Consider the following 21083-nt stretch of genomic DNA (forward strand, 5'->3'; position numbering starts at 1 on the left):
TATTGCCCATAACTTTAGTTTTTCCCAAAAACTTGCCTGCGCAGAAATCATTGGTATCGTTTCTAACTTAAAATGAATTAAATCTATACTTAGATCATAATCTGGACTAAATTTTCCAAGTTCCTTCGTATTTCTATAAATTAAGCTAATAATTTCTTTTCTTGTTTCCCACCTTTCATCATAATGAATGTTTAATTGATTTTCTTCCTTTATATTAACTTTAACGACTTTTTGCCATTGTTCTTGGGATATAGAAGCACAATTAAATAAGTAAAATAAAAACGTTATATAGAATATTTTCAAATTAATTTCCTGTTTAGATTATTAGCATTTATGGCGCCTAACGACCAAGGCTTGACGACGTTGGCGATTTTTGAGCCTCGAAGAGGCGTTAGAACAGGCACGACCTTTTGCTTTGCAAAAGTCGTGACTGAAGCCAATGTGCCGGAGGCCAAACGAGGGTGCGAAGCATCCCGAAGTGCAGCGTCAGAGCCGATAGTTAGGCGATGCGCTTTTTTTAACGCCTCGGCAAATATTCACTTGGAACCACAATCTCAAAACTGTTCAATTTATTCGATGCTGAAGCAGGTGGTTCTCCAAAATTAATCCCCTTAAAAGCATTCGTTATAATTTTATTAATCTCTTCAGTACCATTTGAACAAAGAACTTTCGTATCAATAATTACACCACTACCATTAATTAAAAATTGCAGCTTAAGAAGTGTATTACCTTCAATAACTATACCTCTATCGCTAATCCAAAATTTCTCCTCACGAATTGCTGTATCTGCACCTTCTCGCACAAGAACAGATTTTTTTTGATATCGATCCACTATTGAATTGCCTGCTACCCGGAGTATTTCATCTATTTTCTTTTTCATATTCAATTCATAGAGACCTAAAGTCTGTCTTCTATATGTTTTCTCTTCAACCTGAACCTTCTCGGGATCAGCACATCTATTGATTTGCTTTTGTTCCGGCTTATTGCAAGCACCAATAAGAAGAAAAACAGCAAATAATAAAGATATATAGTTTAAAATCACTAACATGAATAATTTCTGCTACGGATAAATTTAAAAGGCGTTTCGCCTAACGACCAAGGCTTGACGACGTTGGCGAGCTGAGCGAAGCGAAGACAGGCGCGAGAATTGCTCTGCAATTCGAGTGACTGAGCCAATGTGCCGAAGGCCAAGCGAAGGTTGCGTAGCAATCCTGAAGCGCAGCGTCAGAGCCGATAGTTAGACGAAGTTGAGAATTATCTAAAATAAATCTATTTTGAAAGAAGCTTTAATAGTTCTTCTTCTTGTTTTTGGGAAAAAATTAAGGCATCAATTTCTTCCTTTTTTTCATTCGCGAGTTCAGCAATAATTTTAGAGATAAGTAGTTTATCTGTTGAGGAAGGTCTTTTCGAAGGCTTCGAACCAATTTGGACAATAAGCTTCATAGGTTTTATTTCCCTTTCTTAGTACTTTTGTTTAAGGATTCAAAAATCTTGTCAATTACAGTATATATACCGTCCGAGACACCGTTTAAAATTTGTACGTCAATTTGTGCATTGAAGGCTACATTTTTAGGAGAATCTATGCATAAAAACCCCCTTAATGCATCTTTCTGACCTTCTATAGAAAACGGTATAATCGGCACAACGATTGTGCTCTTATATGGCAATGGCCATTGAAAAAAACGAAGTAAAAGAGATAGAAATGGAATATTGCTTAATTTTGAAACTCCCAATCGAGTATTTTTATACTCATAATGGACCGGAAGCCAATTGGCATGGAAAAATGTGTTAGAGACTTTTCCCTCAGATATACTTTCAAAAATAAAGTTAAAATCGCTATTTTCAGTCATCCAATGTTTAGTTATATCGTCATTTCCTATTACGCGATTTGTTTTAGAATATATATCTCGACATAAGGTTATCAAGCGCGGCTTATTATTTTCGTTAATTATTATTTTTATGCATGTTGAAATGCGGTGTCCATTTATTTCAGAGAATATATTTGTAAGGTGCGTACATAACGTTTCTAAACCAGTCTTTAATTCAACAATATCTAAAGATTCGTTTCTAACCCCTTGGTGAATCTTATGATATCCCGCATTTAGTTCTTCGAAGACAGAGACATACCGAGTCTTTTTTCTATATTTAGCAATAAGCCAAGCATTTGAAATTAAAAGGTATATCGAGATAATTCCAAGAAAGATTACGCCATAAACCCCTTGTTCATTTAAATTGTCTTTGAAAACAACGTAAAAGGCAATAATGCTTGCAAGACTGCCAACAATGGAGATAAAAATTGATATATAGTCACCTAGCGTTTTTTGCATTTACTTATCCATTTATTCTCAATTTCGTCTAACGACCAAGGCTTGACGACGTTGGCGTTCTCTGAGCCTCACAGAGGCGTTAGAGACAGGCGCGATCTTTTGCATTGCAAAAGTCGTGACTGAAGCCAATGTGCCGGAGGCCGAGCAAGAGTTGCGTAGCAATCTCGAAGCGACGCGTCAGAGCCGAAAGTTATACGCCGTCATATGCTATCGCAATCGTGATTTATTTTATATTTGTTATTTGAATTCCGCGTGAATTCAGTTCCCGCTCAATAAGTGCAAAGGATCCGAAAGCTACTATTTCTTCCTGGTTCTTAAATTCAAAATTTAAAGTTTTGATTCTTCGCATTTTAATGGATACCGACTCTTTAAAATCAACCTTTACTAAATCAGTTATTTTCTCTTCTTTTTTAAAGAAAAAGAAACTATGCTCTTCTACTTTATCTCTTGCTAAAACGCCGAAATAGCTTAAAGAAAGAATTAAAGGAACACCAAAAAATGCCAAGCTTATTAAGCTTGATTCGTAATCATCTAAATCTTCCTGATCGTTTCCTTTGACATTTCCATATTTGATTGAATACAAACTATCAGCCCTCATCCGGCCTATTACATTTCTACGGCTACGTAAATATACAATTGAAAATGATTCGAGTGAATAGGCACAACCGACTAACTCCAATAAATAGATGATATTAGGTATAGTTGAAAAATAGATTTTATCGTCTTTACCTCCTAACATATTTCGTAGAAAGTCTATGCCTGCAGATATCTCAGAAGAAAAGTATATGAAGGTTACGAAGTTTAAAACGAAGACTATTTTTGAATATTTGTAATTCATATGATGGCGTATAACGACCAAGGCTTGACGACGTTTCGCGAGTCCGAAGGACTTGGCACGAGACTTGCCCTGCAAGGCGAGTGACAAAGAGAAATGTGCCGAAGGCCAAGCGAGGGTTGCGAAGCAATCCCGAAGTGCAGCGTCAGAGCCGAAAGTTAGGCGTCGTGGGCAATAATACTTCTGTCAGTTTTGATGCTTTTCTTAAATATTCTATAATAAACAATCGCAATCAGAATATTCGATATAGCAATCCCATATACAATCACATCAGAGAAGACATCTTGCCCAAAGTATCCGGAAGAATTAATTTGCTGAAGTAAGTATACAATAGCAATAAACAAATTGTAGCCAATTAGGATAGTAGCATGCCATTTACCAAATCTGAAAATAGATACAATTGAAATTAATGAATACAAAAAATAGCCGCAAAATGCGAAAAGAATTACCAAAGGACCTATAAATGTTCTGCCCGCTTGAGAACTAGAGCTACTAAAATCCACCCAAAATAATAAAATATAAAGAGCAGGAAAAATTACTGATAGGAACACTATCAAAACTAAGAGTTTAGATAAAATCTTGAACACCCATTTAGAATCCGATGCAAATTGAACAAATTCAGGATGAGATAAAAATTTATTCCAACGGTTCTTCATATTTTTGCTTAGTTTACTCCAAGTTGTCATCTATTTATTTCAATATATTTATTTGTCCATGACGCCTAACGACCAAGGCTTGACGACGTTTCGCGAGTCCGCAAGGACTTGGCATGAGACTTGCTCTGCAAGGCGAGTGACAAAGCGAAATGTGGCGTAGCCCGAGCGAGAGTTGCGTAGCAATCTCGAAGCGAAGCGTCAGAGCCGAAAGTTAAGCGCTGGTTGCGTTGTCTTACTAACTCTTTAAAATTTCAGCCAATTTTAGAGATATTTCTTCTGCTTTATTAAGAATCATAAAGTGGTCTCCATCCGCTATCAATACCGCCTGCCCTATCAATCTACTCGGAAACAGCATATCGTTATTTCCATGAATATGAAATAAGTTAGAAGAGTGTATTTTATTATTCCATTTCAATATAGATTTAAGAGCCCATTTTATAAATTTTCCATCGGTTTTGGAAAGAAAACTTTTTAGTAGCTCTTTATCCTCTATCGATGAAATCCCAAAGAAATAAGCCAAAATTGGATTATAAAGTTTTAGTAAAAATGACGGAATTAGATTTATTAATCTTAGAAAGCTGATAAAGCGATAAATTAACGGTTTTTCTGAACTTGACTTAATGCTTGAAATAATAATGACTTTTTCTACTGGAATATGCTTTGCAATTTCACTAGCTATTATTCCACCAAAGGATACGCCTATCAAAATCAGTTCATCTTTAGAATCTATCTGATTTAGAAGTCTTTTTGAATAACTTTCGATAGATTCATCTACATAAGGATCTATCCAGCGAATATATTTTGGATTTTCTCCTTTAAAATCAATATTCCGAAAAACTCTTTCATCAGCTCCTAAACCACTGATAAGATATATATTTCTCACAATTTCCTGTTTCTTGGATTACTATTAAATATTACGCAACTGGCGCTTAACGACCAAGGCTTGACGACGTTTCGCGAGTGCCTTAGCACTTGGCACGAGACTTGCCCTGCAAGGCGAGTGACAAAGCGAAATGTGCCGGAGGCCAAGCGAGAGTTGCGAAGCAATCTCGAAGTGCAGCGTCAGAGCCGAAAGTTATGCGAAGGCGCATCGACAAAGCGAAGATTAATTGCGCCTATCAAACTTGCATTCCTTTTCATTATCTGGCTTTAATATACCCGAAGATATATCAGACACCAGCATCAAGTAGTTAAGTTTTGAAATGTGTTGGGGAAATGTAAGGTTATTTAAATATTCCTTGCAAGAAACAAAATCCTCCTCCTTAACAGGAATAATTTCACCCGGTCGTATTAGGAAGAAGATTTCATTTTTTTCTCTGCTTTCATCTACATAATTCAATTTTAAGTATGTATATAATTCTAATTTTGTAAACAAATCTTTCGGATGCTGTAGAACTTCAGTCCTATACAGAATGCCAAATAAAAGATGATTGTTCAAATCAAAATGCTTTATCAAGTCCCCCTTGCTATTCCCCGTATGTGCAGAAATTCCATAATAAATGATAGGTAGAAAATAATTAGTTACATTCCTTCCTTTAGTGATTTCATATCTTATGAAAGAAATTGCGGTAGAGTCTATGTTTAATACGTCTCCACGAGTATTTGAGATTATCAGAGAATCGGTTTCTATATCGCGATTTTTCTCATTATAATCATAGGAATGTCTTACAGTAATGGAGGGCCTAATTTGAACTTCCGCCGCTTTCGCTTGCCTTTCATACATTTGACAACTTCTAACACTAGTAACAATTACTACAGTTGACAGCACAAGGGAATTGATAACTTCAATTATAGGTTTATTTGTATTTAGTATATTGATTAAATTTTTAACTTTAGAAATCATGTTTTTCACTGTTTGAAACTACAATTAGCTATGTTCGAATTCGTCATTTGAGTATTACTTTTTGCGCTTTCGCATAACGACCAAGGCTTGACGACGTTTCGCGAGTGCAAAGCACTTGGCGCGAGTTTTGCTCAGCAAAACGAGTGACAAAGCGAAATGTGCCGAAGGCCAAGCAAGGGTGCGAAGCATCCCGCGGCGCAGCGTCAGAGCCGATAGTTAGGCGTCGTTTTTAAGACTTAGATAAACTAATTCATTTCGATAATCATGAAAATCATTTAAAAAACGGCCATCGAAATGATTTATCCATAAGTTTTCATGATCTTCTACAACTTCGATTTTAGACGTATTTACGAGTAATAATCTAAAAGGATCCCTAATTCTTCGAAACGATTCGTGAAATAGAACAATAGCCAATAAAATCTGACCAGACTTTACTTCTATTAATTCATCATAAAGATACGTATAATTCAGAGTCAATTCATTGGAACTCGCTCTTTTTAGAAATCCTTTATCACTTATCTTATACAATCGAACATTAAGGCAGTTTAGAAATTTTATAGTTAAGGGAAATTCGGTTCCCGATATATTAATTGAATTTTCTTCAATGATCTTATCAGCTTTCTCAGCCAATCCTCTATCTTTCAGCGAAACTATTAGATTGGAATTCAGATTTGATATTATCCTGAAGGACGAATCATGTAGTTTAGCAAGATAATTTGAAAACCTACCTAAACTTTCTCGTGTCTCCGATAATCTTCGATTGTAGGTTTCTATTTTAGAATTACTTACCTCTTGATCGGTAAAAACATCAATCAATGTCGGGCAAAGTGAAGCTAAATTATTTGTATCTATCATTATCGATATTAATGAAATTCTTTAAAAATGACGCCTAACGACCAAGGCTTGACGACGTTTCGCGAGTCCGAAGGACTTGGCGCGAGACTTGCTCTGCAAGGCGAGTGACAAAGCGAAATGTGCCGGAGGCCAAGCGAGGGTTGCGAAGCAATCCCGAAGTGCAGCGTCAGAGCCGAAAGTTAGTCGCCGTAATCTATTGTATGTCTATAAATTCAAAATAATCTCTAGACAAAATATATATTCTATCAATATTATTAAAAATTTCAGGTTGCTCAGTTTTTAATAATTCTACTGACCTTTTTATATCATCCGGATCATTCGTAAAAGTATAATAATGACCCAGCAACAGAATTCGTTTATATTTTGTCGATTCTGAAAACTGCTTATACTTTAGTTGTTCATTGGCCTTAGAAATAGCTTTCTTCAATGGAATTTTCAAATTGAATGGATTAATAAATCTAACTGTCCCGCCATGTCGAAACCACAAACTAGATAAATATTCTTCCAATTCTATATATTCGATTCTAAAGAAATTATGGTCTGTTTTACCAAACAATTCTCGTTTCTCTAGTGACTCGATTATCGCATTACATAACTGAACATATTCCTTCCCTCTGGACTTTAGAATTAAATCATCTAATATTTGTATATGTGCGGTTGTATTACTGCCTGCCAAAGGATTTCTTTGATTTAAATCTTCACTGAGTGCATCTAATGCCTTAAAGGACGAAGAGACTTTTGCCATGTCTTCCTCGTTTTCCGTAACTTTCTTAACTTCAAATAAGCCGTTATATCCTGTAGAATAAAAGTCAGGAGTCAACTCTCCAGATTCATCTATCTTGAAAATCTCAGCTACTTCTGAAAGCTCACCTCTCTCAGCAAGATTATTAAAAAGATATGTAATGATTTGATTCTCCCAGGAATCTGGAGAAAGTTTTTTAATCTCAAACATCATCTTTTAGATTATGGCGACTAACGACCAAGGCTTGACGACGTTTCGCGAGTCCGAAAGGACTTGGCGCGAGACTTGCCCTGCAAGGCGAGTGACAAAGCGAAATGTGGCGTAGCCCAAGCGAGAGTGCGCAAGCATCTCGAGGCGCAGCGTCAGAGCCGATAGTTAGCCGAAGTTTTGCAGTAAATCTACAAATAATTGCTTTGAAGTAGAATTCAAAATGTATTCTTTCGGAAAATATGAACACATGGTAATAGAATTTGGAATTTTAAAATGAATTCTATGAAACTCGGTCAAATCCTTTGCTACATCTTCCTGAGCATACATAAACTGGTAATTATACTTTATTGGGAAGCCAAAGTCGTTCGAGATTCCCTTTAAAATTGACTGAGCCATACCCTGTCCGTAAAAAAAGAAAATATGACTCAATCCATATAAACTCAATATATAGTTTCGCCCTTTATCATAATATTTATATTTGCTTTTTATCTTTTTAATTAGGCGATCTGGAGTATTTTCATTAATTGCCCATCCTGACATTTCTCCATAACCTAGGTCATTATCTTCACATAGTTTTGCAAGGAGTCTGAAATCAGGCGGATTGGCCCGGCAAATTATTAGGGTAACGAAATCCGTTTTTTCAATCAGATATTCATTTTGCAATGATAGTTGATCCGATACATTTTCGATAAAATGAAGCCATTCTTTTTCAGATGGCCGCCGATTAAATTTATATGCACCAGGGGTAAAATATTGATTCCCGAAAATGAATTGCTGCAATTTTTCAGTGCACTGCCGCGAATACATTGATTCTTCAGAATCTTCTAATCTAGAAATTTCAATGATCGTTTCTCCATATTTTTTCGATTCCCAATTATCCCGAATAGGACAGTAAATTAGTTGGTTTAAATTCGTTTCATTGTCATGAATTTCCATTTGGATAGAAAATGCCTATTTGGTGAGACAAGAAACCCTCTATACAAAATCCATAGTTCTGTATGGCAACGTGATAAGCTAATTCAGAAATCATTGTTGTTGGATTCATTATTTCTAAAATTTCTCTAATTCTATTCATATCTAATCCAACTATAGCTTGTAGTTCTGATATACTGTTTATACCGTTTCTATTGCATGATTCGATAAAGAAATCCAGATCGTCTATATCATTATATGGATTTCTTACATGAGATTGCTTAAAATTTCTGAATTCGGTACGCAAATAGTTTAACAATTCTTCTCGTGTCATTTTACTTTCTCCACTGAAAATGCTTTGTTAAAGTATATACAATTATTAGTATTTGTAAGAAAAAAATAGTAATAGATTTTTTCTTACAAATACTAAATTCATCATTCATCTTTAAATAACTCGTATAAGAATCTAATAAAACCAAAAATCATTCCTAATGATTTTAGAAAAGAGTAAACTTCCTTTAGAATTGGAATGTATTTCTTTATTTCGGATTTAATTTTTTTGATAGTTTTTCTCATTACTATCCTCCACTAGCTTTTGCGAATTTCACCCATTGGGCTATATTACTCATCTAAACCCTCAGGAAACGATCGAACTGTTTTCTTTCGGGAAAAATAACTATACATATGTATGGTGTTCATATGATGGTAGATTATACTAAGCTTTCTGTTAGATATCTTCAGTTTAATATGGAATGTTCCAATTCTAAACTCACAAAATTTCTTTCTTATCATATTTTTCTATAATTTAGCACTAATAGAGTATATGCTAACAACTGTTATAGATGATGAATTGCCAGAAATAATAGATGCCTCTATATTTCCTAAAAATTTAGATCCGAATAGTATTAAGGAATTTTGGATAGATAAGGATGGGGTTTGGCACCCAATTATTATTACACCGGATGATTTAATCGAAGGATAATAGAGTATTTAAACTTCTGGAAAGATAAGCTATAAGAATGATATCATTGTGTAAGATAAGTCTTATTTTTTTTACTAAATTTATCTAAGAAATCATTAAAGTCATCCTCTTCAATTTTCCGCAATTCACGATTTAAGTTTTCATCAATTGAATGTTTTCCGTTTGGGCCAGCCTCTAATAAAGCCATTACAGGAAAGTATTCCTTGTAGTCTTCATTAACTCTGTTGACATAAACCGGTGTTAACGGATGTAATTTCAATTTAACTCCCGCTACAACTTTTGCTATAAAGAATATAGTGAGAACATCCTTCATTGTTTCTTTTATGTTTACGCCGCAAAAAGTACAGAATGTATCCTCGGGGGTTAAAGAAGACTCACCACAGAAAAAGCACTTTGCAAGCAATGGATATTTGTGGATCCCACAAACATTTCTTTTGGATCCTATTTCGGATAAGTATCCTTTGTTACATTCTGGATGGGTACAAATAGAGTAAGAAGTCATTTTATTAACCCTATTATTTACTTATCGAAAAGCTCTTTTAACAGCATCGTTAAGCATTTTTTGTCCATGCTCCTTTCCTGCTGCAATTTTCATAGCTTCCCAACTTCTAAATCTGGAGTTTTGAGAAACAAATAAATCCCATTCAAGATTTTCCGATAACGAATCAAGATCGCTTTGTGATTCAATCTCGTTGCCCGATGCGTTAAGCATTTCTTCAAAAGAAGAATACTGAGTATACGTTCTCATAAATCTTGTATTGAAAAGTTCGTTAAGAGGGACTATATGCTCTCCTCCGATTTTCTTCATATTTCTCTCAAGATCTTTAAGCTGTTTTTGAAACTTATCAAAACCTTCAATTTTCATTCCAGGTTTACCTCCAGGATTATGTCTAAAACGATAACGTACCCTAATTCGTTTGTCAACAACGGAGGTTGAAAAAGTGCATTAAATTATTTTAGTAAATTTACGTTTAGTATTGCGGATTTTAGTACACTTTAGTGGATTTCGGATGTACGTTAGTTGCTATTTAAGAATAAATGACCTTATTGTTATCTATAAAGGAATTATGAATATCGATGAGTGCAATGGGTGATTTGTATAATGAAGTTAAGCTTAGGTTAAAAAATCCGAATTTTAGTCCGATCATCATTGGGTTTTTATTAGCTAATTTTGATCCAATTTTTCTTTTTATTTATAAAATGAGAATGAATACCACTCATTACTTTGATGTTGAAAGACACTTAAAAAGTTTGCATTTCTCTTTTGGTGAAAATGTATTCAAAACATTTTGCTATATACTTTTCTTTTTAGCAATTAGGATATTGGTCCCGAAAATTTATTCCATTGTTGATGAATTTTTTAAATCGATAACAGTAAATATTTTAAGGAAAATTCAGAAAATTGATCTTAAGGAAGAGAACGCAAATTTAAATTTAAAATTCAAAACCTTGCAATCGGCCTATTGGGGGTTTCATACAATTCTTCAGCCTGGAAACAGTGCTTTTGTATCGGCCATAGCAGCTACGGACACTAAATGGCAGCACGGAAAAATTGATTCAACGGTTTCCGAAGGTGACGCGGTTTCATTTGATAATAACCGTAATATTTTTATTAAAGCAATTAAGAGACGTCCTGACGGAATTTATTTAAAGAAGACGAATAATGATTTCGGAATAGTTGTAGCGAAAGGTTATATCAAATTAAAAGCTTTAGATGGAAACATTGAAAAGCGTCCGGCAAGATATACAATAAATTTTGAAAATGGTAAGTGGGAAGAATATATTCCTAGTGATGAAGTGGAGCCAACTTTACTGACAGCTGATTATATAAAGTTGGATGTAACTCAGGAACATTACATAATTAATTTAGATCAAAATGTCGCAGCATATTCACCATTCGAATTAATGGGAATGAAAAATTTTCAATGAAAGAGCAGATCATTAACTTTCTTTCTTAATTCTCTTTGTTCTTTTACTTTGAGACTCGAAATAATAGCTTATAGGTTTTTTAAAGAGCTCATTCATTCTGAATAGGATAAACATATCTAAATCAATTTTACAGTTTTCTATTTTAGATACATAGCTTGAATTCTTTCCGATGTAATCAGCAACTTCCCTCTGAGTGTATCCAGCGATTAGCCTCGCTTCTCTAAGCCGTCTCATAAATCTTTTATGTAAAGGATGATCTTTTTTCATAGATAGAATTTCTATGATAGATTTATCCTCAATTGGAATATTTCAATTATTCATTAGTTTGTAGAATGTATATGTCGGTAGATTGAGTTAAAATATGTTGAATTTCGGTAATACGGAAACTCTATAAAAATAAAAGGGAATGATGTTACCCATATTTGACTTTAGCTCTCTTTAATATTCCTGTTATATGATTTGATAGTTGCTTCAACCCAAGGCAAAAGGTCAGGGTTTTCTTCTAATTCCTTGTATATTTTACCTAATTTTTCTTTTTGTTTTTTTGTTAGTTTATGCTCGGAAAGCTTAGATTTGTCCGCCATGTATCCTATATTTGAATAAATAGGGATTTGGCTCAATTAAGTTCTTAAAGCCTATAGAAAGGTCTATAGAATCCAAGGAATCTGCCGATTGGAGTAAAAGTAGCGATTTAATAGACCTTAGTGGAAAAGTCCCCCAGAAGGAACTACTAGTTAAATAGGTACGTATCAGTCGTTTTATGATGCAATCATAGAAATTTCCTGGACGTCTAACTTATAAGGTTAAAAGTTACGCCTAGATAAGTAATTTTAATGAATTTATTTTTATGTTAGTTTCAGTTTTAGATGTAGCAAAGTATATTTTAAGCCATTTAAATCCCGGCCAAAGTATTACTACCTTCAAACTTCAAAAGTTATGCTATTATTCACAAGCTTGGTCGCTAGTTTGGGATGATGAACCTTTATTTGAGGAAGAAATTTTAGCATGGGCGAATGGTCCCGTTATTAGAGAACTGTACGAAGAGCATAAAGGCGACTTTGTGATATCTGGATTACGCGTCGGTAATAAAAGTAGACTTACTAAAAAACAAAAAGCAACTGTTGATGCAGTTCTAGATGCATATGGTAAATTGTCAGGACAACAATTAAGCCAATTAACTCACCAAGAGACTCCTTGGATTAAAGCAAGAAAAGGACTTGAGCCAGGTGAGAGAGGAGCAAGGGTAATTTCTTTGGGCTCAATGGTAGAATATTACTCGGCTGTTTATAGTGAGCAACAACGAAAAAAATCTAAGAAAAGTTGATAGTCCAGAAGTACATAAAAAAATAACTATCAATGCTACAATTAAGGGAACTAAAAGAATATCTCAATTTGAGCTAAAAGAGCGCTCGCAAATTAAAAAAGCTTTAGATAAAAAAGATCTCCTAGCCAAACCCACATTTGATCTTCCTTTACAACTTGATGAAAGTAGAGCTGACCATGAGGGAGAATGGACATGGGGGACTCATAGAAACTGGGAAAAGCCTGGTGATTCATTAGAAATAATTAAAGCATTCCGACAAAATTATGTTAATAAGCTTTGGAAAGAAATATTTGCAGAAAAATATAATTACAAAAAAGGTACTCGTCAAAAGCATATTTATTATCCAATAAACAAGCTTTGTAAAGAAGCTAGGCAAAGATTAACTGAATTAGAAAATGATGATTTCGAAGAAATTTTTAGATTCAGATTAATGGGAAAGTTTAGATTCTTTGGTTTTACATGTGGAGATATGTTTATTGCAATTTGGCACGATCCTCTACATAAAATCTATCCAATCGTTGATTAATTTTATTATAAAAATCTAACAGCACCGAATTACTCACCACTAATAATTATGGCGACTTTAATTCCAATCAAGTTAACAGCACGAAACGTAGCCGATTTTTTCCTTAGTATACGTTACCCCGATGCTGGTGATCTTATAACAAATCTTAAAATACAAAAGTTAGTTTATTATGCTCAGGGATTTTATCTAGCAGGCAAAAAAAAAGCCTTTATTTAAAGATCCTATTGAAGCTTGGGAACATGGGCCAGTAGTAAGAGAGCTATATATGGATTTTAGTATATATGGATCCGATGCGATACCAGCTCCTACTGATTACGATTCTACAAAAATATTTCATATAACTGAAATTGCATTTCTCAAAGAAATTAATCGTTTTTATGGTCAATATTCGGCATGGAAATTAAAAGAACTAACTCTTTCCGAACTTCCATGGTTAAATACAGCGAGAAATGCTGAAATTTCTCATTATCATATGAAGAATTACTTTAAAACCCAATTACATTCATAATATTCTTTAGTTTCTCTTATGATCAAGGATGAAAAAAATTACAACATAATCAAATTCATAACTACTATATGTTTATATGACTGATGACTTTAAACCTATAAAAGGTACCGAAAAAGAATCCTTATTAGAATTGCTTAGAAAACACCAAGTTCGGCCAGCTCTTTTGCATGAAGATTCTAAAAATTTAACGATTACTCTTACACTTCAAATTAAAGAAGACAATTACTTCACATTTGGAGATTTCAAAGAAAGAGCAAAAGAGTATGAAGATTTACTAAAAATGAAATTTCGTTTTGAAAATCCTGAATATAGAATCCTTAAAAATTATGGAATTCTTGGTTAAGGTAATTATCTTTTCTTTTTCTTTACTGCAGGTTCCGATTTATTAGAAACAGAACGCGGTCTTTTTCTCTTTTGAAATTCTTTCTTAAGAGGTCTGTCTTTTAGTAAAGGAACATCGAAAAGTTCCTTAGGATGCACACCTAATGAATCCGCAATAATGAGCAGTGTTTTTAAGCTCGGTATGCCCTTTCCCGCTTCAATTTTCTGATAGAATCGTAAACTAACTTCTAGGCCAGCTACGCTCTCTTGGCTCATATCTCGCGATTCTCTGATGGTTTTTATTTTCTTTATTATGCTTTCTAAAATTGGATCATAATCCATTCTAAAAGAATAAAAGATTTATGAACAATTAGCCACGATTCATGACACATGAACTATAGATCGTTATAAATTTCATTGACCGAAATGCTTATCCTGATATACATAGGTTACACCTATTTTTTGAGAGGATTTATGCATTTTTTAGTCGCCTGTCTACCGTTCATCGCCATTAGGAATTATAGGGGGATTTTTCTAATCCTAACATTAGCTGTTTCATTATCCTGTTCTTCTCTTGAATCTATTAAATCAAAACCTGTCTCTCCCTCCTGTCCAAACTTTGGAATATTAAATCTTTCGGAAGTTAACAGCGAAATATTGTATACGAACAATTTGTTTCCATTAGAGAGTTCTCTTGTCAAAATTAAGGGAGATAAACCTCCATATTTCTATGGAGAAGATCTTAAACATTATTTGAATAACAAATGGGAATTTATTGCTCTGCCAGACGGAAAAGTTATAGAAAAGCAATATGCAACTAATGCTCTTGATATTGATGATTGGGATAAAATCGCTTATTTCAAACATTTATATTTCAAAGTTTGTCCAAAGGAAAATGAAATTCCGTTTTTTAGCAAAATTAAGGTAATTAAAGAAGATGAAGAAACTAAGGCAAAAGTAGTTAGGGAGGTTAAACAAAAAGGAATACAATCCTTAATTGGTTTAATTTCAAAAGCTAAGACTTCAACTGAATTAAAAAGATACTATTGGATCTTGAACATGATTTTAGATGAGAAAGCTTCTATCTATTTAAAGAAAAATTTTCCAAAGTATTCCAAATATGCTGATTACAAAATAACATGGTCCGATGGCGAAGATAGCGGCTATCAATTTAAAGATTTATTTAGATTGTGCTTAAACAAAAATCCTCATACTGGAGCGGCTTTCGACAAGACAGGATTTTTCATTAAAGGAGGCGATACCGCGCAAGAATTAGAAATTCATATGAAAAAGAAAGATACGGGCGAGACAGACATTTTTGGACCAGAATTCTTTTTTAGAATAAATGAAGACTATATCACTTTAACTGGCTTAAAACAGTGGAACGTTCGAAATGCTAAAGCATGGGAGCCTATTGCATCTGAAGCAATCAGGTTATTCTCCAACCAAGTTAACATAGGTAGTTTCGATTTCGATTTTCTTAATAAAGATCTTATTGATAGTCTTAAGTGAACCGAAATAAAAAACGTAAAACCGAATCTGTTGATGATTGGGCTTATTTCTTTTCGTTTTATTTGAAAGTTAAAGAGGAAAAAGTGCGTAATTGGCTTCTAAAAGAAAAGATAGATCCTTTTGCAGAAATGATAAAAATTAAAGATAATCCTCTTTGTTACGTAGGCAAAATTATAAATTGTAATGAATACAAATGATAAATCATTTTTTAGGCTTAGTTGGTGGATTATATTGAATAGCATTTTCTAAGATCTTATAATAGATATCAGGATTCTTTCTATTATTGAATCGAAATGCAAATTCATCTATATACGCCTGCAAATATTTTCCTGACACATGGTGAAAGGATCCTGCAAGCCCTCGCTTAAAAAGAGACCAAAAACTTTCTACAGTATTAACATTAATTCCATCAAATGAGTATTGATATTCGCTATGATTTACTTTCTTGCGATCATATCCTCTTTTATCTAGAATATTATAACCACGGAATTCATCCGTCATTATTACTGAATTTTTCGTAGCGACCTTATCTAAGATACCTAATAGCTGTTTCCCGGTAAGCTTTTTTCCCATCTTATTAGGTAAGGCTACGGTAGCATAAATTCTATCATCATCACGATTATAGACGCCTACGATTGGGGTTTTAAAAGTTCCTCGCCCTCTTTTAGATTTTAATCTGATTTTAGGTCCTGCGGCAACGTAAGTCTCATCAATTTCAAAGATCGCCTTGAAAGCATTCTGAGTAGTGACTTGCCCCATAGCCTTTCTAATTTGATGAACCATTCTCCAAGAGGTCTTATAGCTCCCTCTAATTTCTCTATGCACCTGGCACGCGCTAATTCCTTTCTTAGCATTTGTTACTAAGTGTATTACGTAGAGCCATTTCCTGAGATCAACTTTAGTGTCCTTGAATATGGAAGATTTAAAAATAGAGAATGAATTATTGCATGAGTTACAATGAAACTTACGAGGAGTAGCAGTCCGACGATATACCTTTTTAGAATTACAATGAGTACAACGAGTCCCTTTAGGATATTTGACATGAACAAAATAATCTATAACATCAAGTTCAGTAGGGAATCTCATCATCACCTCAAGAAATGAAATTCCGATTGCTCTTACAATGGTTGTTCCCTTATCCTTACTCACAGGACCTATTATAAGGGTAGGTAGGACAAATCTGTGGCTGAAATTGAGAAAAAAGAAAGAAAACTCAAAAAATCTGAAGAAAAACAGATTGAGAAGATCGTAGAAGTCCTTAGAGAAAACCCTGGAGCTATTCTATGGGTATCACTTATTTTAAATAAGTTTATGAATTCATCAGATAAATCAGAAGGCCAATTCAGTGAATATCTCTTACTGAAGAATATGCCAGCGGAGAAAAAAAAGAAGAAATAACTCAAGAAGATTCTACTAATTAAAGTAGTTATGGATTTAAAAATAAGCGAAGAATATTGTTCTTCAATGCTTGAGCAGTTACATCTTGCTATAACAAAAGAATTAGCAGAAAAATCTTTTTCTACTATTTGCGATGGAGAACTTCATCGATCAGTATTTTGTGGAAAATTCGCAGATCCAGCAGGCGATATTATTATAAAGCAGCATAAAGAAAAAAATATAAATGATGATGAAATAAGATATTTAGATATAATTTTAAGGTTTTATAAAAACTCTATTTTTTGTAATCAGGAAGATAGTAGTGAGAATTTATAATCTTTTCCTTCTGCCCTTAAAATTGCAATTTTAGTTAGTTTTAATTTGTGCTTTCTGGCAGCGCTAAACAATTCTATTTTGAATTTAATAATATCAGCATTAAGAATATCTTTTAACAAACATGTCGACCTAGGCATTCTTGTTTCATTATATGGGTGAATGATTTTTTTGCATAATTTACCCAGTTCGTCATAGAATTCACTATATGCCTCAATTGAGGATTCTTTTCCATTAACCGTCGCGTGAGCGTCAAATGAAATTAACATATCCATAAATTAAAATTTCTCCTATAGTGTATAACGCATATTCAAAAAGTGGTATTTTTTAATATTCGAAAAGAAAAATATAGAATATTTTGCTTATATGAAGGATTTTTTTACAGCTTTTTTAGAACGATTCAAACATCCGATTTTATATTCCGTTATTACTGCATTAGTAGTGCATAACTTCGACCAGATTTACTACTTAGCAATATCCCCCTTTCATTACACTGATATGAAACCATATGATGTAATGAAAAGGTTTATTGATTTGCTTGCGGATCAACGTTGCGAAAGAGTTTGGGAACCTATAATTTTGGGAGGCATATTCGGGACATTAATTCTACCAATTGTAGATGTTTTCTACTCTACACTTATCGCATTTGCTATGAGTATAAAAGAGAAAGGCGTAAATTGGTCTAAGAAATCCTCTTGGTCTATTAAAATAAATGATGCAAGACAAATTGGACAATGTTTAGCAGAAAGCTGGGAAGATTCAGAACTATGGATTGGAATGGATAAATTGACATTCGGATCTAAATGCTATCTTTTTCGGTGTTCTCCACATGTTACAATTAGAGATGTAGTAGTGTATAATAAGAAAAACAATCGTGTTGAACACGCTTCGGGAATAAACGACAAGCTACTGGGCATTGTTTATCAAGTATTTTACCTAAATTTAGCACTTGTTGTGACTGAAGGAACTATCATCGACAGTAATTTTATAAATACATTTAAAAAAGGAGATAGAGAAAATGCCGATTTAAATTTGGCATCTTCAGGCAAGTTAAGAGCGGGTAATCTAGGAACAAATGATTCAAATTTAATTGCTACGATTAAATCTTTACCAAGTGATAAAACTAGAAAAGAAATCACTCTAGTAAAAAGCAATCTAGACATAGAGGCAGTTACCCTCCCGATAGAAAAACGGTTATTTGGAGAAGTTGAAGTCAAGCTAGGGCTTTTTTAGGATTAACTAAATACTGTCATGAATAATTTTATAAAACCCCCTTTTGTTCCTGATATCAATTTCCCTCCTGTTAAGAAATTATTAAGCCATATGAATTTTACTGGTATTTCATACTACGTTAATAGCCAGCCTGAGCCTGATGCCAACAGAGAAGATTGTTTTATAAATGTTCAAAACAAAATTAATCTAGTTGGTGGTCGAAGAGTTATTGGCTGGGCTATTTGGATTTTACCGAAGATTTTAATTGAAGCTCAGTTTCACGCTATATGGGAAAGCCCAGAAGGTGAGAAAATTGATATTACGCCTAGAAAGCGATATTACGAAAAAATATTATTTTTTGAAGATCCGTATTTAACGTATGATGGATATCAAAGAAATAATATACGAATTCCCCTTTATCCTTTTGAACCTATAGATGCTATAATTTCAGTTTACGATAGATTATATGAAATTATGAACAAAGGAGAAAGAAAATTTCAGCATGGAAAAATGTCTTATACAGAAAATGAATTGGAAGAACTGGACCAAATGCATTTTTTCAGATTAGAAATGGAGCGTATCGCTCTTAGTCACATTCCTGCACCAAACTCTCCATGTAACTGCGGAAGTGGAAGAAAATACAAAAAATGCTGCGGATTTTAGAATTTTGATTATGTTAATGATGATACTTTCTTGGAGCAATAAATGGAAACTAAAGACGTATTAGAAATAACTCAAACTATAAATACTTTCTATGAATCATCTTGGAATAAGCTCCTTTTCTTCATTGGCATAATGTTTACTGTGATTGGAGTAATAATTCCCTTGGTAGGGCAATGGTTACAAAGAAGAGCATCCAATTTAAAGACAGAGGAATTGCGCAAGCAGATCGCTCAAGAGACTGCAAATAGTCAGTTACAAATTTTAAAAGTATTTGAGGAAAAATTTGAAGAGTTGAAGAAAGATTTAGAGAAAAAGCTTTTAGAAACAGAAGTTTCAGCAGAATCTAAGGTTAATAAAACACTTGGTGGTTTATTTCAACTACAAGGAAATATTAGTAAGGAGGGAGAGAATCATCTTCTCGCATGTAGCTCTTATGTGTATGCTATTCTTTCTTACGTTGAAAGTACTGAGGAATTAAATCTCGGGCGAGTTCTTAGAATGTTACCAGAAACATTGAAAAATTTACAAAGATCTGATTTTGATCAACTAATCGAACTAGAAGAAAATATAGAAATAATGTTAGCAAATTTAGAAAGAATAAATGAAAACGATAGATATACTGATTCCATCAGATCTATTAAGCAAGAATATCTAAACTCAAAAAATAGAACTTTGACCAACTAATTTACTGTCCTATTCGGGATAATTGGGTTTCGATTTAATCAAAATATCTGGATTTAAGCCATTTTCAATCTTTGCGTCGACCTCTATATCTGTAACATTTATTATCTTCTGTAAGAATGCAATTTCAGCTAAAATTTCGTTTGCTTCCCAAGAGAAGTCATTCGAACGCAACTTTTCTACCAAAATATTGAAGACTTTTAGATTTTCTCGCTGAAGTTCATTTAAACGTTCTACAAACCATAGAAAATGATAACTACTCCATGGTGTAAGATTATGAAATAATCCATTGATAAAGTTTTCTCGATGGTTAATTTTTATCTTCTTTCCTATCCAACTTTCCAAATCTTTGACTGATTTTTTAAATGAATAGCGATCTGGTTGATCAGTATAATCATACGGTGTGCAATACCGATATGCATACAATGATCTCCAATAGTTTTTAAATTTATATTGTCTTAAGGATTTCATTTTGCAAAATTCCGGCTAACGACCAAGGCTTGACGACGTTTCGCGAGTGCGAAGCACTTGGCGCGAGTTTTGCTCAGCAAAACGAGTGACAAAGCGAAATGTGCCGGAGGCCAAGCGAAGGTTGCGAAGCAATCCTGAAGCGATGCGTCAGAGCCGATAGTTAGGCGTAGTGACGCAATTAAAGATCTCCATTTATAAAAATTCCAAATACTCTATTATCCAAAATATCGAAATAACAATGCCAATAATCAATTCCACCGCCCAATGCAAAAACATGTTGTTCTTTCCAGCGCGTATGAAATTCTCCTTTAAATATTTCTAGATAAATTGGCTTAAAGAAATTTAGATAAATTACCTTTCTATCATTTACAATTATTCCCTCTATTTGAACTTTATATAATTCCAAGCGATTTAATATTTTTTCTTCCTTTGCATTCAAGGATTTTCCCAAATATTTTTCAACACTAATTAGAGCGTTGTTTATTTCTTTTTGATTTGGACTCCAATAGCCTCTTATTTTTAAGTTACCTGCTAGAGGATGATACTTGTAAGTTCTTTCTAATATTGCCTGATTAATAATCGGAATTATTGGTTCATTGCTTCTTAACATTGAACAGAAAAGATGAGCAAGTAAAATTGCCATGATGGCAAATGCATTTTTCATTTTCATAAAGAAGATCCTTGCGTCATTACGCCTAACGACCAAGGCTTGACGACGTTTCGCGAGTCCGTAAGGACTTGGCGCGAGACTTGCTTTTGCAAGGCGAGTGACAAAGCGAAATGTGCCGGAGGCCGAGCGAGAGTGCGAAGCATCTCGAAGCGATGCGTCAGAGCCGACAGTTAGGCGCAGTGTTTTGTATTTCA

Annotated in this window: 31 protein-coding genes and 1 pseudogene; 12 read left to right on the top strand and 20 right to left on the bottom strand. The window is 33.8% G+C overall.

Going from position 1 to position 21083, the window contains the following annotated elements:
* The 11 genes from EHQ64_RS11065 to EHQ64_RS11110 all read right to left on the bottom strand — a co-directional run.
* Positions 1-303: hypothetical protein (locus EHQ64_RS11065; RefSeq protein WP_135649557.1), on the bottom strand; the 303-nt coding region annotated here is incomplete at its 3' end.
* Between the two features lie 214 nt (positions 304-517).
* Positions 518-1048: a hypothetical protein gene (locus EHQ64_RS11070; RefSeq protein ID WP_135649558.1), complete on the bottom strand. Its 531-nt coding sequence runs from the start codon at positions 1046-1048 to the stop codon at positions 518-520.
* Between the two features lie 221 nt (positions 1049-1269).
* A complete protein-coding gene (locus EHQ64_RS20210) occupies positions 1270-1443 on the bottom strand; it encodes a hypothetical protein (protein ID WP_167882388.1) in 174 nt (57 codons plus the stop codon).
* A 5-nt stretch (positions 1444-1448) separates the two neighbouring features.
* Positions 1449-2327 (bottom strand): hypothetical protein, encoded by an 879-nt coding sequence (locus EHQ64_RS11075; RefSeq protein WP_135649559.1) that lies wholly within the window; start codon positions 2325-2327, stop codon positions 1449-1451.
* A 223-nt stretch (positions 2328-2550) separates the two neighbouring features.
* Positions 2551-3066 carry a hypothetical protein gene (locus tag EHQ64_RS11080; RefSeq protein ID WP_167882387.1) on the bottom strand — a complete coding sequence of 172 codons (516 nt, stop codon included), beginning with the start codon at positions 3064-3066 and terminating at the stop codon, positions 2551-2553.
* Positions 3067-3320: 254 nt separating this feature from the next.
* Positions 3321-3848 (bottom strand): hypothetical protein, encoded by a 528-nt coding sequence (locus EHQ64_RS11085; protein ID WP_246048728.1) that lies wholly within the window; start codon positions 3846-3848, stop codon positions 3321-3323.
* A gap of 205 nt (positions 3849-4053) precedes the next feature.
* Positions 4054-4701, bottom strand: a complete 648-nt coding sequence (locus tag EHQ64_RS11090; protein ID WP_135649561.1) for an alpha/beta hydrolase — start codon at positions 4699-4701, stop codon at positions 4054-4056.
* A gap of 222 nt (positions 4702-4923) precedes the next feature.
* Entirely contained in the window at positions 4924-5661 is a 738-nt protein-coding gene (locus EHQ64_RS11095; protein WP_135649562.1) for a hypothetical protein, read from the bottom strand.
* Positions 5662-6709: 1048 nt separating this feature from the next.
* Positions 6710-7471 (bottom strand): hypothetical protein, encoded by a 762-nt coding sequence (locus tag EHQ64_RS11100; protein WP_135649587.1) that lies wholly within the window; start codon positions 7469-7471, stop codon positions 6710-6712.
* A 162-nt stretch (positions 7472-7633) separates the two neighbouring features.
* A complete protein-coding gene (locus tag EHQ64_RS11105) occupies positions 7634-8404 on the bottom strand; it encodes a hypothetical protein (RefSeq protein WP_135649563.1) in 771 nt (256 codons plus the stop codon).
* Positions 8391-8714, bottom strand: a complete 324-nt coding sequence (locus EHQ64_RS11110; RefSeq protein WP_135649564.1) for a hypothetical protein — start codon at positions 8712-8714, stop codon at positions 8391-8393. Before EHQ64_RS11110 ends, EHQ64_RS11105 begins: the two co-directional genes overlap by 14 nt.
* Positions 8715-9203: 489 nt before the next feature.
* Here EHQ64_RS11110 and EHQ64_RS20215 point away from each other — a divergent pair, with 489 nt between their 5' ends.
* Complete coding sequence (locus EHQ64_RS20215) at positions 9204-9362, top strand: hypothetical protein (protein WP_167882389.1); 159 nt, start codon at positions 9204-9206, stop codon at positions 9360-9362.
* Positions 9363-9405: 43 nt separating this feature from the next.
* Here the strand turns inward: EHQ64_RS20215 and EHQ64_RS11115 are convergent, their stop codons facing one another.
* Positions 9406-9864, bottom strand: a complete 459-nt coding sequence (locus EHQ64_RS11115; RefSeq protein ID WP_135649565.1) for a hypothetical protein — start codon at positions 9862-9864, stop codon at positions 9406-9408.
* A 21-nt stretch (positions 9865-9885) separates the two neighbouring features.
* Entirely contained in the window at positions 9886-10227 is a 342-nt protein-coding gene (locus tag EHQ64_RS11120) for a hypothetical protein (protein ID WP_210410848.1), read from the bottom strand.
* A 212-nt stretch (positions 10228-10439) separates the two neighbouring features.
* On the opposite strand from EHQ64_RS11120, the gene EHQ64_RS11125 reads away from it, so the two are divergent.
* Positions 10440-11291 carry a hypothetical protein gene (locus EHQ64_RS11125; RefSeq protein ID WP_135649566.1) on the top strand — a complete coding sequence of 284 codons (852 nt, stop codon included), beginning with the start codon at positions 10440-10442 and terminating at the stop codon, positions 11289-11291.
* 12 nt (positions 11292-11303) lie between these two features.
* On the opposite strand, the gene EHQ64_RS11130 is transcribed toward EHQ64_RS11125, so the two are convergent.
* Together EHQ64_RS11130 and EHQ64_RS20220 are read right to left on the bottom strand one after the other, a co-directional pair.
* Positions 11304-11558, bottom strand: coding sequence for a helix-turn-helix domain-containing protein (locus EHQ64_RS11130; protein WP_135649567.1), 255 nt, complete (start codon positions 11556-11558; stop codon positions 11304-11306).
* Between the two features lie 161 nt (positions 11559-11719).
* A complete protein-coding gene (locus tag EHQ64_RS20220) occupies positions 11720-11875 on the bottom strand; it encodes a hypothetical protein (protein WP_167882390.1) in 156 nt (51 codons plus the stop codon).
* Between the two features lie 263 nt (positions 11876-12138).
* Between EHQ64_RS20220 and EHQ64_RS11135 the strand changes: the two genes are divergently transcribed.
* The 4 genes and pseudogenes from EHQ64_RS11135 to EHQ64_RS11150 all read left to right on the top strand — a co-directional run bounded on the left by EHQ64_RS11135 (position 12139) and on the right by EHQ64_RS11150 (position 13992).
* Positions 12139-12615: a Panacea domain-containing protein gene (locus EHQ64_RS11135; RefSeq protein ID WP_135649568.1), complete on the top strand. Its 477-nt coding sequence runs from the start codon at positions 12139-12141 to the stop codon at positions 12613-12615.
* Positions 12581-13141, top strand: a complete 561-nt coding sequence (locus EHQ64_RS11140; RefSeq protein ID WP_135649569.1) for a hypothetical protein — start codon at positions 12581-12583, stop codon at positions 13139-13141. The genes EHQ64_RS11135 and EHQ64_RS11140 overlap by 35 nt, the downstream gene beginning before the upstream one ends.
* Before the next feature lie 211 nt (positions 13142-13352).
* Positions 13353-13649 (top strand): annotated as a pseudogene (locus EHQ64_RS20325) (Panacea domain-containing protein); the annotation flags it as partial.
* Between the two features lie 76 nt (positions 13650-13725).
* Complete coding sequence (locus tag EHQ64_RS11150) at positions 13726-13992, top strand: hypothetical protein (RefSeq protein WP_135649570.1); 267 nt, start codon at positions 13726-13728, stop codon at positions 13990-13992.
* A gap of 5 nt (positions 13993-13997) precedes the next feature.
* Here the strand turns inward: EHQ64_RS11150 and EHQ64_RS11155 are convergent, their stop codons facing one another.
* Positions 13998-14312, bottom strand: a complete 315-nt coding sequence (locus tag EHQ64_RS11155; protein ID WP_135649571.1) for a helix-turn-helix domain-containing protein — start codon at positions 14310-14312, stop codon at positions 13998-14000.
* A gap of 132 nt (positions 14313-14444) precedes the next feature.
* Between EHQ64_RS11155 and EHQ64_RS11160 the strand changes: the two genes are divergently transcribed.
* Complete coding sequence (locus EHQ64_RS11160) at positions 14445-15482, top strand: hypothetical protein (RefSeq protein ID WP_135649572.1); 1038 nt, start codon at positions 14445-14447, stop codon at positions 15480-15482.
* 201 nt (positions 15483-15683) lie between these two features.
* Here the strand turns inward: EHQ64_RS11160 and EHQ64_RS11165 are convergent, their stop codons facing one another.
* Positions 15684-16571, bottom strand: a complete 888-nt coding sequence (locus tag EHQ64_RS11165; RefSeq protein ID WP_135649588.1) for an IS1595 family transposase — start codon at positions 16569-16571, stop codon at positions 15684-15686.
* 93 nt (positions 16572-16664) lie between these two features.
* Here EHQ64_RS11165 and EHQ64_RS11170 point away from each other — a divergent pair, with 93 nt between their 5' ends.
* Complete coding sequence (locus EHQ64_RS11170; protein WP_135649573.1) at positions 16665-16880, top strand: hypothetical protein; 216 nt, start codon at positions 16665-16667, stop codon at positions 16878-16880.
* 30 nt (positions 16881-16910) lie between these two features.
* A complete protein-coding gene (locus tag EHQ64_RS11175) occupies positions 16911-17195 on the top strand; it encodes a hypothetical protein (RefSeq protein ID WP_135649574.1) in 285 nt (94 codons plus the stop codon).
* On the opposite strand, the gene EHQ64_RS11180 is transcribed toward EHQ64_RS11175, so the two are convergent.
* Positions 17168-17467, bottom strand: a complete 300-nt coding sequence (locus tag EHQ64_RS11180; protein WP_135649575.1) for a hypothetical protein — start codon at positions 17465-17467, stop codon at positions 17168-17170. The genes EHQ64_RS11175 and EHQ64_RS11180 overlap by 28 nt on opposite strands.
* Before the next feature lie 91 nt (positions 17468-17558).
* Between EHQ64_RS11180 and EHQ64_RS11185 the strand changes: the two genes are divergently transcribed.
* From EHQ64_RS11185 to EHQ64_RS11195, 3 genes are read left to right on the top strand one after another with little or no spacing between them, the layout of a single operon-like run.
* A complete protein-coding gene (locus EHQ64_RS11185; RefSeq protein ID WP_135649576.1) occupies positions 17559-18425 on the top strand; it encodes a hypothetical protein in 867 nt (288 codons plus the stop codon).
* A gap of 18 nt (positions 18426-18443) precedes the next feature.
* On the top strand, positions 18444-19067 hold the full coding sequence (locus EHQ64_RS11190) for an SEC-C metal-binding domain-containing protein (protein ID WP_135649577.1): 624 nt from the start codon (positions 18444-18446) through the stop codon (positions 19065-19067).
* Between the two features lie 42 nt (positions 19068-19109).
* Complete coding sequence (locus EHQ64_RS11195; RefSeq protein ID WP_135649578.1) at positions 19110-19751, top strand: hypothetical protein; 642 nt, start codon at positions 19110-19112, stop codon at positions 19749-19751.
* 9 nt (positions 19752-19760) lie between these two features.
* On the opposite strand, the gene EHQ64_RS11200 is transcribed toward EHQ64_RS11195, so the two are convergent.
* Complete coding sequence (locus tag EHQ64_RS11200; RefSeq protein WP_135649579.1) at positions 19761-20219, bottom strand: hypothetical protein; 459 nt, start codon at positions 20217-20219, stop codon at positions 19761-19763.
* A gap of 178 nt (positions 20220-20397) precedes the next feature.
* Positions 20398-20889 (bottom strand): hypothetical protein, encoded by a 492-nt coding sequence (locus EHQ64_RS11205; RefSeq protein ID WP_135649580.1) that lies wholly within the window; start codon positions 20887-20889, stop codon positions 20398-20400.
* Positions 20890-21083: the final 194 nt, after the last annotated feature.

The organism is Leptospira sarikeiensis, assembly GCF_004769615.1.
Lineage (GTDB): Bacteria > Spirochaetota > Leptospiria > Leptospirales > Leptospiraceae > Leptospira_B > Leptospira_B sarikeiensis.